Source organism: Paenibacillus aestuarii (assembly GCF_027789125.1).
In the GTDB taxonomy this organism is placed as follows: domain Bacteria; phylum Bacillota; class Bacilli; order Paenibacillales; family NBRC-103111; genus Paenibacillus_E; species Paenibacillus_E aestuarii.
Genome location: NZ_JAQFVF010000092.1, coordinates 69,646 through 81,859, shown reverse-complemented (window position 1 = coordinate 81,859; position 12,214 = coordinate 69,646). Strand labels below are relative to the sequence as shown.

Sequence of the window (12,214 nt, the reverse complement as noted above, 5' to 3'; positions counted from 1 at the left end):
GTAAGGAAATATTTTTGCGTAAGCGAAGAGGAGGAGATGATGAATGGCCAATCCGCAAACGAAGTTTCAACGAAGAGGCGTATTCCGCATGCAGCACAAAAAGATGACGAAAAGCGCCTTGCTGCGGCGGACCTTATTTTTATTTTTCGGTGCGGCGCTGATGTCCGTTGGACTGGAAATTTTTTTGGTGCCGAACAAAATTATTGATGGCGGCATTACGGGGATTTCAATTATATTGTCATATATTACAGATAGTCAATTGGGCATCTGGCTGACGCTGCTCAACCTTCCGTTCTTGTATATCGGATATAAAATGATCGGGAAAACGTTCGCCTTCTCTACGCTATTCGCCATTCTTGTGTTGTCGGTGGGCACAGCGCTGCTGCATCCGGTGCCGCCCATCACGATCGACCCGCTGCTTGCGGCTGTATTCGGCGGGATCATTCTTGGAATCGGCGTAGGGATCGTCATCCGCTCCGGAGGATCGCTGGACGGGACCGAGATCGTCGCCATTCTCGCGGCCAAGAAGCTTCCTTTTTCTGTAGGCGAAATCATTATGTTCTTCAACGTATTTATTCTTGGCAGCGCCGGATTTGTGTACACTTGGGATCGTGCGATGTATTCGCTCATTGCCTATTTTATCGCTTATAAAATGATTGATGTGACCATCGAGGGCTTTGATGAATCCAAATCGGTATGGATCATCAGCGACCGTTTTCGGCCCATAGGTGAGGCGATTCTCGACCGTCTAGGCCGCGGAGTCACTTATTTGGAAGGCGAGGGCGGGTTCTCCGGAGATTCAAAAAAGGTGATCTTCTGCGTCATTACCCGCTTGGAGGAGGCGAAACTGAAGTCCATCGTGGAAGAGCTTGATCCTGCCGCATTCCTGGCAGTGGGCAACATCCACGACGTGAAGGGCGGAAGATTCAGCAAACGGGACATTCACTGATCTTGGTCAGAAGGCGCGCCGGATTGCCGTTCCTGTTCGAACAGGCCGAGCTCCCTGACTTTTTTTGCCGCGTCTTTGCTGTTTGCACTGCCGAGCTTCTTTAAAATATGCCCGACATGAATTTTGACTGTACGCAATGAAATAAAGAATTTATTGGCAATCTCCGTTTGCGTATGCCCCTGATCGATCATCTCCAGCACCTGCAGCTCCGTAGGTGTGATCAATTCTTTAACTTCTTTGACTTTAAAAGCGTGTTCCAGCTTCTTCAGACGGCGGAATTCCTCGCGCATTTGCTCGGCGACCGCGGCGTTGATGGACGACTTGCGCGCATGCGCCGCCCGGATGACAACCGGCAGCACTTCATATTGCGATTTAATTTGATAATCAATTGCCCCGGCTTGAAAGGATTGAAAGATCAATTCTTTTTCCTCCATGGATGTCAGCATAATCACTTTGACGCCCCACGCCAGCAGTGCTTGCTCTGCCAAATGAATGCCCGCCGGCTTGTCATCAAGCATAATATCCATAAGCACAACATCGGCAAGCGGTTCTCCGCGAAAAAGCTCCATCGCTTCTTCGGCGGTGGAAGCTGTCGCGGTAATCTGAAAATCGCTCTGCCGGCGCAAATAGGATGTGAGGCCGCGCAGCCAATCAAGATCATCTTCAACGATGACAATTCGAATCGGTTCCATCTATGTTGCTCCCCTTTATGGTTGTAGTCGGTAGCCCGGAAAAGTTAAATAGACGCTCGTCCCTTCGCCAGGTCTGCTAGCCAGCTCCAGCATCCCCCCGTGTTTTTTCATCACGCTGTAACAATAGGCGAGGCCAAGGCCAAAGTTGCTGCGGCCTCCGCTTTTGGTTGTATAGAACGGTTCCAACGCCAATTTCAGTGTCGCTTTGTCCATACCCCCACCAGTATCGCGCACTTCGAGGACGACATTTTTTTTATTAAAAAAGGTTTTCACCGTCAATTCGCCGCCACGCGGCATCGCTTCAACCGCATTCATCAGCACGTTCGTCAACGTTTCCGTCATTTGAATTCGATCAACATTAAGTACGAGCGATTCCGGGACATTCATGTGCAGACGGATACCGCTGAGAAAAGGTTCAAGAGCCGGGATGACTTCTTGGAGCAGCTCACCCAGAGGGACAAGCGTTGCTTGAATAGGCAGCTCCTGCGTCTGCTCATGTACCCGGCCGATCATCTCGCGAATATGGCCCGACGCTTTCATCACGACGCCGAGATCCTGCAGCAGCTCCTGCTGATTCGTTTCGATGGCGTATTGCTGCATTTTTTCAAGAAAAAGCCGCATTTTGCCGACATCGTTCTTGATGGCATGGTTGAGAATAGCCGTCCCCGACGTAATGGCGCGCAGCGTGGAGTCCAGCTTGCGTCGCTCGATCATGAGGCGAATACCAAGGATACCGTAGGTGAACAGGGTATACATGAAAAAAGGAATGACGATAGCGAGAATCCATGTATGGTATACCCACATGCGGTAATAGCCGAGGCTCGGCATCACGTAGTTCAAGACGGCGAAGCAAATGACCGGCGGCAGCACCGAGAGGCATGTGAACAGGTGCGTCCGTCTCATGGCTGGCAGCCGCTCTTTTTTGATGGCGATTAAGATCGCGCCCCCGATGATATAAGGCACAGCCCAACTGGCTACAACGGGAAACGTAATCGGTGTCACCTCATTGTAGCCTGGCGTGAACAAGAGGCAGGCGAGCGCAGGCAGCAGCAAAATGACTGGCAAGTAAAACCGGGTTGAATCGTTCGTCCAGGCGCTGTTATACCGCAATGCGAGCATGGCGAACGCATAAGGCAACCCATAATAAGACAGCAGGGAGCAAGCAGCCTGGATGTGATAGAATACGCCGATAAGCGTAGGATTCATAGCGGCGTTTTGCAAATAGGGGATGATATCGTCCGATAATACGGCGGCTAGCGCGCCAAAGGCTCCGGTGAAGGCGACTGCGCTGATCCAGCGCATCGTGCCGGATTTGGGATCGATCAGAAAGAGCATTAATCCGATCAGCGTTAAGGCAAATAGTACGAACAGCATGGCGTTGTACGCCTCCGTAGCAGCATTTTTCTCCATTGTGTCATGGCGCGCACTTTTGCACAAGTGCGTCCTGCGTGAATGAGGTGGAAATCGATTGGAAATAGGCAGGAAATGGGGGGCTTTGCACGAATAGTGTGAAGGAGAGAGGAGGCGAATCGCATCGAAGGACGCAGAAAGACGTTGATTTCCATTTTGGCCATAGTGGGGAAGTTCATCCTGTGTATGCTGATGATCGTTATAATTACGATTATACTTTCCGTCGCGGCGGCTGTGATCGCTGTTTTGCGGCAGCCAGCCTTGGAAGTGAGCATCCATGCTGTAGCGAGCGATCCTTTTTTTGTGAAAGCGGCGCTGTGGGCGCAAATGATTGGCTTTATCGCCGGGGTATGGCTTGCATTTGCCATTTTCGAACGAAAAAAGGGCTGGTTCATGGGCTTTCGGGATCACCGATTCGCAAGGCATATCGCTGAAGGGATTGCAGCAGGAGCGCTTTTCATTACGCTCAGCTGCGCTTTCATTTGGGCGCTTGGCGGCGTCAAGCTGTCGACTGTGCCGTTACATGCGGCTATTGCCCAGGAAATGATTTGGGGCTTCTTGCTCTTCATCGCCGTTGCCGTCAATGAAGAGATGTTTGCCCGCGGCTATTTGCAGGGTCTGATTCGAGCCCGGTTCGGGGTTGTGGCAGGTGTCACAGTGTCCACGATTTTCTTCGCCTTCTTGCATAGCTTTAATCCGGGGATGTGGACGACGCCTCTGCCCATTATGAACCTGCTGCTTGCAGGATTGCTGTTCGGTGTAAGCAGAGAACTTTCCGGCAGCCTATGGATGCCCATCGGTATGCATTTGTCATGGAACTTCCTGCAAGGAAATGTGTACGGCTTTGACGTTTCGGGTACGCAGGTCGCTTCCCTGCTGAGCATCGAACAGACGGGACCTGCCATCCTGTCCGGCGGCTCATTCGGCGCCGAGGGAAGTCTCGCCACCACGATCGTTCTGCTGCTGGGAATTGGCATGATCACCATGTATCATAAGAAATATCCGCTGAAGGAAAGGAATGTGCTGACATGAATACATATGAAGTTTTGCCAAGCGAATGGGACGGAACGCCGACAATCCGGCTCATCGACCATGAGCATGAAGCGACGGCGGAAATCATTCCGTCCGTCGGCTTCCATCTGTTCCGCTTCGACGTGCGCGGCGCCGGCTACATCGCGAAGCCGGACAGCCTGGCCACGCTGCGTGAACAATCGTCGCGCTATGGCGTGCCGATTCTGTTCCCGCCGGGGCGCGTCAAACATGCGGCCTTCACTTTCGAAGGCCGCGAATATCGGCTCCCGATGAACCGGGAGCCGCACCACGCCCACGGCGAGCTGCGCGAGCGGCCGTGGAAGGTCGTCGCCAGCGGTGCGGACGCCGCTGGCGGTGCTTTTGTCTCCGCGGAGATGGACTTCGCGGAGCACCCGGACATGCTGGCGTACTTTCCGCACGCCGCCAGCTTCCGCTTCACGTACCGGCTGCAGGACGGTACGCTGTCTTTGAGCGGCGAGGTGCTCAACCGCAGCTCGCAGACGATGCCGTTCGCGCTGGGCTTCCATCCTTACTTCGCCTTCGCGAAGGAGGAAGCGGACCGCGTCCGGGTCGTGATTCCGGCAGCAGCGGAGTGGCCGCTGACGGAGGAAGGCTTTGCAGCGGCTGGTCCCGGGCCGTCGCCGCTGCTTGCGGCGATGAAACAGGGTGCGCCGGTGACAGAGCTGCCGGGGTACCCGGGCGGCTCGCAGCTGCTCTCGGTCGAGCCGGGAGCGCAGGTGTGTGAGCTGCAGTACGAGGCTAGAGGGACCAAGCTGGTCTATGACATGGGAAGTCAGTTCCCCATCCATGTCCTCTTCACCGCGCCGTGGTCGAATGCCGTTTCGCTGGAGCCGTACACGGCGATAATGAACGTGTTCAATGAGCCTTATCCGGCTGCACAGTCGGGGGCACAAGGGATTGCGCCAGGTGAATCGTTCTCATTCGCATGGTCGATCCGCGTGGATAAGCAGTAATTTAAGCAAGAGCCAAGGCGACAGGTGGTTTACCTGCTGCTTTGGCTCTTTTTCATTCTCGCTCATAGCCAAATCCAACTGTGGAATAGCCGGAATATTCATGCTGATGCCACTCGCGGATCAAGCCTTCTTGGGCAGCCGAGATCATCAAGTTATGACCCCTGGACGTGTTATAGGCGTTCAGTTCGACAATGCCCTCCAGAAGATGGTAGTGATTGCCATTAGCAAGCGGGATCGGAGGACCGGTTATCCCGTAAAAGTTATGATAATGGCCGTAAACAATGCCTGTAATGCCTTGAAATTGATGGACGTGCCCGTCATAAGCGGTTCCATTATTGTTGAACGTATACAATCGGATCATATGATGATGTTTTAACGTTTGGCTTGTGATGGCCTTAAAAAAATGAACATGCGCCGGAGGAACAGGCATCACCGGTTGAGCAGGCGGAAGCAGGCAGAACATAGACAAACCCCCTCTTCGAAGGAATCTGGTTTCATCCTATTCGAAAGGGGGCTTGGGTCATGCCTATGGAAGCGGGAAGAGATTCGATTGGCCGATCTTCATTTTCTTATCGTCGTAAATGCGCACTTCGATTTGATGCGCCGGCTTCGAGGCCAGATCAAGGCCATCCGGGATATCGGCATAAAGCGTATTCCCACCGTCAAAGCTGGATTTCAGCTCTGCGCCGTCGATGTACACACTGCAGGAGGAGAAAAAGTTAGATCCTTCGATGCGCAGCTTTTTGTCCTGAACACTGACATTATTGATGACTGGGTCGCCGTACCCCAAGGTGTACGATGGCTGGACAATGGTGTCCTTGAATCCCTTGGCTGCGTACCCGTACCGCCCGCCAAACAAATTGTCATATTGCAGCAGCTCATAATCGTGTAGATCGGATTCTTTGATATGGTACTGCTCCCACATGTTTTGTGGAGGGATGACCGGGATTTTTTGCGATAGCTCGTACAAATAGTCCGTATAATAGCTGCCTTGCACCCCTGCCATATGCAGCAGTTTGGGCCCGAGGAAGGAAGGATCGATCTTCATATCCGGTTTCTCCTGATCAGCCGGCAGGAAGTTGTTCCAAATCACAAACGGTGTGTAGTGCGTCTTCGTATATAAGTCCGGATCGTTCGGTAGGACATATTTGGCATCGCGGTATACTTTATAATCGTCCTCAAAAAACGGTAAATGATCGCCGAAAAATAAAATAATCGTCGGTTGCGATTGCTTGGAATAGTACTCGACCAATGTGCGCAAACAGAGATCAGCGTCTTTGATGCCTTGCGCGTACGTTTCCAAAATCCCCTTGGATTGCGAGGAAATGTCACCGTTCACTTCGATGGTGTTTTTACTGAATTTCCCAGGTGTATAAGGATGATGGTTTTCCATCGTATTGGCAAAAACAAAATCCGGTCCCGGGCTCTTCTCTGTTTCCGCGATAATTTTTTTGGCAACTGCGCGATCTGCATAGTTCGGCCCTTCGAAATCATTGGGGAAAAACTCGCTGGAAATAAAGCGTGAGAAACCGAAATGCTTATACACTTTTCTGCTGTCAAAAAACCAGCTGAAAAAAGGATTTATCGCTGTTGCTTGATAGCCCTGCCTAGTCGTGATGCTGGCCAACGAATCGACGCCATGGTTCATATACTCGATGTAGGGCAAAATTTTGTCAGGCGACTGGCCAAAGAAGCGCATCGAGTTGCTGGAGAGCACCTCAAACTCGACATTTGCCGTACTGCCTCCGAACTGTGGAGAGAGCATCCAGCCGCTTGTATACGTTTTTTGCAAGTTGTGCAGAAAAGGGATCGGATCCTCGCTGAAATGAATGTTTTTCATGATGGTCGGGTCCCAGAAAGATTCGCTCAGCATGACGATGATATTCGGCTTTTTCTGATCTGCCGCTGTCGCAGGCTGCTGCGGGATATGACTCATGACATTCGCAACGGCCTTCTCACTGTACCCGTCAGGTTTGGCTACTTTCAGGAAGCCGAGCATTTGTACGGAAGAGAACAAATACCCATTCTCGTCATATGTAATCGTTTGATCCCAAGGTACGGTGTACAGGCCATACATGTTCATGAACGGGATCGGCTTGTCCATATAAAGGCTGCACATGAGCACGATGGCGATGATGCCATAAAGTCCGCGTTCTACAGGGTGGAAGCGGGTTGGGCGCTTGCGCATGAAGACGTAAAACAAGACCGCGACAACAAGCAGGCAAGCTGCAATGGTGACAATGATGCGCAGATTCAGGTAAGCGCTTAAAAAACGGCGGTATTCGACGAGCTGATTGTTGAAATACAAGTCCCACGGATAGTAGGGGGACCCAATTGCTTGAAGCTTGCTGCCGCTAATCGCGCCCAGAGGCAGCAGCAGGACACACAGCACCCAGAAAGCGAGCCGGCTTCGACCTGTCACAGCGATGAGGAACAAATACAGTGCGCCAACGACAAAGTAGGCGAGCACCATGGAAAGGGGGTGATGGAGCACCCACGTGTACAAATCTTGCACATTGCCCCGCTCTAGAAATTCGACCATCGCCATCAGTAAGAATGGCAGGATGACAATTACTATACGGGTAGGCAAGCGTTTGAGGATGAGTAAACATGTCTGCATCAAAATGCTCCTGTTCAGTAAGATCTAATTTCATTAGTCTATTATCTTATAAATAGAGTAAAGAGGGAAGAGGGGATAGACCTAACGGAATGGAAAAAAGACGATGCCTACTCATTTGTTTGCGAGTAGATGCCGTCTTTTTTCGTGACCTCATGTATGGTTATTCCGCGTTGTCCTGCTCGGCGCTAATTTGCTGCAGCGCCTGCAGGAACGTTGCCGGAGGTTGAGCGCCAGTCAGGGCATACTTCCGGTTAACGACAAAGAACGGAACACCGCTCACGCCAGCCCCGCGGGCGAACTCCAAATCGTCCTCGACTTGCTCCAAGCCTTCCTTCGCTTGCAGGCTAGCAGCTGTCTTGGCGCGATCCATTCCTTGCGATTCGGCAATATCGAGCAGGACCTCTACGTTCCCCACATCGAGACCGTCTTCGAAATACGCCTTGAACAGCGCATCGACCAACCGCTGTTTACTTGCTTCAGGAGCAATCGCGATCAATTGATGGGCACGCAGCGTGTTCGGCATATATTCGACTTTGGAGAAGTCGAAGTGCAGGCCTGCCGCCTGGCCGGCTTGTGTAACCTGCCCGAACATGCCGCTCAGTTGATCGTCGCTAGCGTGCATTTTGGAGCGCATCATTTCACGGAACTGTAGGCCTTCCACAGGTGTGGTGGGATCTAACTGGAAGGCGCGATAGTGGACTTCAACCGGCTCATCGGTGAATTGCGCCAGCGCAGCCATTAAGTTGGCTTTGCCGATCCGGCACCACGGGCAAACGACGTCCTGAAAAATTTCGATCATCATATAGAAAGTAAGCTCCTTTTTTAAAATTAGTTATATCAAATGCATTATATATGATTACAGCACTTTTGCGGAAATGAATATTGAATAATAATAAATAATAAAATATAATTATAAATAATAACAAATGATAATTTATTTTGAATGGAGCCATGATTGACGGATGAGCAAGATGGGATTATTCAGTGAAGAACGCCGCAACGAAATTGTCGCCATGCTGGCCAGAGACGGCCGAGTCGAGGTCAAGCAATTAGCAGCCTTGTTTGAGGTGACAGAAGATTCGATTCGCAAAGACTTGCGTGCCTTGGAACAACGCGGATTGCTGCAAAAAGCTCACGGCGGCGCTGTGCCTACAGGCCGCGTATCCGGCTTTGTACCGTACCGGGACCGCGGGGAGCCGGATCGGAAGAGGCCGCTTGCCCGGTCGGCGGTCGCGCTCATTCAGCCGGGTGATACCGTTTTTATCGAATCGTCCAGCTACACGCATTTCATGTTTGATGAGCTGGGCCAGCTGCCGGATGTCACGGTGGTGACGAACAGCATTCACGGCCTGCCTGTACTCGTTCACAAAGTGAATCTCATTCAGCTTGGGGGCAGTGTTCATAAGCAGGATGAAGCTTGTTACGGGCCGTTTACGATTCAGATGCTGCACCAGATGAACTTTGACAAATGTTTTCTCAAACCTGCCGGTGTGGCGGACGACGGCAAGCTGACAACCGGACTGCAGGAAAGCTTGGCGATCAAGCTGGCGGCGATGCAGCAATCGGAGTTGACCGTTATCATTGTCGATGAAAAAGACTGGGGCAAACGTGACGTGTACAATGTGTGCCGGATCGACGCCGTGCATACGGTCGTAACGAATGGAATCCCTGATGCGTTGGAAAACAAATGGACGAAGAAAGGAATATTTTTTGTAAAAGCCTGACAAAAGGAAATGGAGGAGAAGACGGATGAAATTCGTATGCAGTGCATGCGGCGAACAGCTGCCTGAAGGGACATTTGTGTATCAATGCGCATGCGGTGGTTTATTAGAGGTCGTTCATGATTTTGCAAAAGTGGATGCGGAGCAGCTAAAGCGGGTGTTTGCCGCTAGACTGGCTGAGCGCATGAGCATCTATGCATCAGGCGTATGGCGGTATAAAGAGCTTATCGCTCCGGAAATTGCGGAGTCAGCGATATGCACCAAATACGAGGGCAATACGGGGCTTTATGCCGCTTCCGAACCGCTTCAGCGGTTTGGCGGCCTGAGGGGGCTGTGGTTCAAGGCTCAGAGCGAGAATCCGAGCGGCTCCTTCAAAGATAACGGCATGACCGTAGCGGTCTCGCACGGTCGCTCCCTTGGCTATAACAAATTTGCCTGCACCTCGACTGGCAATACATCCGCTTCCCTGGCGATGTATGCAGCTTTTGCGGGCGATACGTCCTGTGTTTTCGTGCCGGATAAAGATATATCCTTGAACAAAGTGCTGCAAACTTTATCGTATGGCTCCAAGGTCATCCGTTTTGCGGGAACATATGATGACGGTATTTTGTTTTTGGAAAAGCATGCGGAAGCGCTGGGGCTCTACGTCTGCAACTCGATCAATCCGCTGCGGATTGAAGGGCAGAAGAGCATCGTCTACGAGATTGCTCAATCGTTCAATTGGCAGCTGCCGGACTGGATCGTGCTGCCAGGCGGTGCGCTGAGCAATGCGACAGCGCTCGGCAAAGGGCTTCGCGACCTGAAGACGCTCGGTTTCATCGAGCGGTTGCCGCGCGTCGCGGTGGTTCAGGCGGAAGGGGCGAGTCCCTTCCACCGCATGATGGCAGAGGGAGCGGAGACGCTCACGCCGGAGCGTGCGCCGTACACCCGGGCCTCTGCCCTTAACATCGGCAACCCGCCAAGCTGGCGCAAAGCGCGGCGAGTGCTGGAAGAGACCGGCGGCGTGACGCTGAGCGTCAGCGACGCCGAAATTCTCGATGCCAAGGCGGTCATCGACCGCAGCGGCATCGGCTGTGAGCCGGCATCGGCGGCAGCGCTTGCCGGGCTGCGCAAGCTGGTCCGCGACGGGGATGCGGACCGCGATGAGACGGCCGTGTGCATCCTCACCGGCCATCTGCTCAAAGACACCGATGCGCTGCGGGAGTACCACTTGGATGGCAAGTGGCCGGATGCCGCGCATCGCAATGCCTTGCAGACGTCTTCGTTGACACGCGAGGACGTCGGGGCTCATCTGCGCGGCTTCGCCTAGACTCATCCTGTAAAAAAGGCATGATTTTACACGAAAACCGGACCTTCTGGCCGAAAATCGCGTAATATCATGCCATAACATGCAGGATGGCACCCGAAACGGAGCCGATCTGCTCAATATCCTGCCAGAATTGCAGGATAAACGCCCCAGCCGCGCCCAGCTGCCCTCAGCTGCGCTCTTGCGCCCGAGGCCTCAGTCGCTTCTACTGCGCGAGCAATTTCCCAAGCTCTCCGGACATTCGCGTCCAGCCGTGTTTCGCGCCTTCGGCAGCAGGTTTCGCTGCGCTAAAGCCGGTTTGATCCAGATGCAGGTAAGTCGTGCCGTCCTCATGCTTCAATGTCCATGTGATGACCGTGTTTTCTCCGCCGCTGACCCAGGAGTACGATAGCTTATGCGGCTCCTCAAGTTCCAGCACCTCACAGTCGATGATGCCGTTCCACCATTGCGATGGTTCTGTGCGGAACTGAAATTTATGGCCGACTTCCGGTTTGAAATCATTAGCCATCACCCATTTCGCCAAAGTCGACGAGTCAGTTAAAGCTTTCCATACCTTTTCAATCGGACTTGCAAATTGAAAATCGAGTGCTACGCTATGGCTCATTTTGTTCCTCCTGCAAAAGTTGGTTTAAAAGTACCATTCTGTCTCTCCAGAACTTGCTGTAAAACGAAACCCAATCTTGAATTTCTCTCAGCGGCGCCGCATTCAGCGAATAACGGGTTTCCCGCCCGACTTTTCGGTCGATGACAAGACCGGCTTCCTTCAAGATGCCCAAATGCTTGGAGACCGCGGTCCGGCCCATGTCGAACTGGCTTGTCAATTCATGCAGCGGGATCTCGTCCCGATCTGCCAATAACCGAAGGAGCTGGCGCCGAGTCGGGTCGGCAATGGCATCGTACACATCTCGTGTCTGATTAGAATCGCTCACGATCATCTATCCCTAACATTCAAATGGGACACCATTCAGTGTCATGGTCAGTGTAGAATATCGTATAGCCGCTGTCAACCGCAATGCGGTGAGTAACTTCATCAGCGAGTCCAACTTACCACTCGCCCAGCCAAGTTGACGCTGTTTGCTTTTTCAGGCATGATGAGAGCAGGCAGTTAGAAAGGAAGGGCCGCGGACGATGAAGCTCAGGAAAACGCTCCAAGTACCGATCCATTTTTATCGGAAGTTTATTTCGCCTTTGAAGCCGCCGACGTGCCGGTTTTACCCGACTTGCTCGCAGTATGCACTGGAAGCCCTTGAACTGCATGGCCCGGTCAAAGGTTCGTGGCTCACGGTGAAACGGATTTGCAAATGCCATCCGTTTCATCCCGGAGGGATCGATCACGTGCCACCGGCATCCGGTTCGCCCAAAAGTGACCGCCTCGCTTGACATGGCGCTTCCTTTTTCGCTATATTTTTCTTAAAGCACTAAGAATATGGATTCGATGAACGGATAAGTACAAGCGGAGGCCTATGAACAGAGAGCCGGGTTAGGTGAAAGCCGGTATAGGAGCAGGTTT

General features: G+C 52.5%; 13 protein-coding genes. 6 read left to right on the top strand and 7 right to left on the bottom strand.

Annotated elements, in window-relative coordinates; genetic code table 11:
- Positions 1-88 precede the first annotated feature (88 nt).
- Positions 89-949: a YitT family protein gene (locus tag O9139_RS32275; protein WP_270886019.1), complete on the top strand. Its 861-nt coding sequence runs from the start codon at positions 89-91 to the stop codon at positions 947-949.
- Here the strand turns inward: O9139_RS32275 and O9139_RS32270 are convergent.
- A complete protein-coding gene (locus O9139_RS32270; RefSeq protein WP_270885850.1) occupies positions 943-1,641 on the bottom strand; it encodes a response regulator transcription factor in 699 nt (232 codons plus the stop codon). The two genes, O9139_RS32275 and O9139_RS32270, sit on opposite strands and share 7 nt — an antisense overlap.
- Positions 1,642-1,656: 15 nt before the next feature.
- Positions 1,657-3,078 (bottom strand): sensor histidine kinase, encoded by a 1,422-nt coding sequence (locus tag O9139_RS32265; RefSeq protein ID WP_270885849.1) that lies wholly within the window; start codon positions 3,076-3,078, stop codon positions 1,657-1,659.
- A 159-nt stretch (positions 3,079-3,237) separates the two neighbouring features.
- Between O9139_RS32265 and O9139_RS32260 the strand changes: the two genes are divergently transcribed.
- Together O9139_RS32260 and O9139_RS32255 are read left to right on the top strand one after the other, a co-directional pair.
- On the top strand, positions 3,238-4,083 hold the full coding sequence (locus O9139_RS32260) for a CPBP family intramembrane glutamic endopeptidase (protein WP_270885848.1): 846 nt from the start codon (positions 3,238-3,240) through the stop codon (positions 4,081-4,083).
- On the top strand, positions 4,080-5,057 hold the full coding sequence (locus tag O9139_RS32255; RefSeq protein ID WP_270885847.1) for an aldose 1-epimerase: 978 nt from the start codon (positions 4,080-4,082) through the stop codon (positions 5,055-5,057). The genes O9139_RS32260 and O9139_RS32255 overlap by 4 nt, the downstream gene beginning before the upstream one ends.
- Before the next feature lie 52 nt (positions 5,058-5,109).
- On the opposite strand, the gene O9139_RS32250 is transcribed toward O9139_RS32255, so the two are convergent.
- From O9139_RS32250 to O9139_RS32240, 3 genes are all read right to left on the bottom strand, one after another.
- The gene (locus O9139_RS32250; RefSeq protein WP_270885846.1) at positions 5,110-5,520 is read right to left on the bottom strand and encodes a YmaF family protein; all 411 of its coding nucleotides are present in this window, start codon (positions 5,518-5,520) and stop codon (positions 5,110-5,112) included.
- A 63-nt stretch (positions 5,521-5,583) separates the two neighbouring features.
- Positions 5,584-7,677: an LTA synthase family protein gene (locus O9139_RS32245; RefSeq protein WP_270885845.1), complete on the bottom strand. Its 2,094-nt coding sequence runs from the start codon at positions 7,675-7,677 to the stop codon at positions 5,584-5,586.
- A 160-nt stretch (positions 7,678-7,837) separates the two neighbouring features.
- Positions 7,838-8,479 (bottom strand): DsbA family oxidoreductase, encoded by a 642-nt coding sequence (locus O9139_RS32240; RefSeq protein WP_270885844.1) that lies wholly within the window; start codon positions 8,477-8,479, stop codon positions 7,838-7,840.
- 160 nt (positions 8,480-8,639) lie between these two features.
- Between O9139_RS32240 and O9139_RS32235 the strand changes: the two genes are divergently transcribed.
- Both O9139_RS32235 and thrC read left to right on the top strand, forming a co-directional pair.
- The gene (locus tag O9139_RS32235) at positions 8,640-9,401 is read left to right on the top strand and encodes a DeoR/GlpR family DNA-binding transcription regulator (RefSeq protein ID WP_270885843.1); all 762 of its coding nucleotides are present in this window, start codon (positions 8,640-8,642) and stop codon (positions 9,399-9,401) included.
- 25 nt (positions 9,402-9,426) lie between these two features.
- Entirely contained in the window at positions 9,427-10,707 is a 1,281-nt protein-coding gene (gene thrC / locus O9139_RS32230; protein WP_270885842.1) for a threonine synthase, read from the top strand.
- Positions 10,708-10,909: 202 nt separating this feature from the next.
- Here the strand turns inward: thrC and O9139_RS32225 are convergent, their stop codons facing one another.
- Positions 10,910-11,308 (bottom strand): SRPBCC family protein, encoded by a 399-nt coding sequence (locus O9139_RS32225; RefSeq protein WP_270885841.1) that lies wholly within the window; start codon positions 11,306-11,308, stop codon positions 10,910-10,912.
- Positions 11,298-11,633, bottom strand: coding sequence for an ArsR/SmtB family transcription factor (locus O9139_RS32220; protein ID WP_270885840.1), 336 nt, complete (start codon positions 11,631-11,633; stop codon positions 11,298-11,300). The genes O9139_RS32225 and O9139_RS32220 overlap by 11 nt, the downstream gene beginning before the upstream one ends.
- Positions 11,634-11,832: 199 nt before the next feature.
- Between O9139_RS32220 and yidD the strand changes: the two genes are divergently transcribed.
- On the top strand, positions 11,833-12,084 hold the full coding sequence (yidD, locus tag O9139_RS32215) for a membrane protein insertion efficiency factor YidD (RefSeq protein WP_270885839.1): 252 nt from the start codon (positions 11,833-11,835) through the stop codon (positions 12,082-12,084).
- The last annotated feature ends 130 nt before the right edge of the window (positions 12,085-12,214 follow it).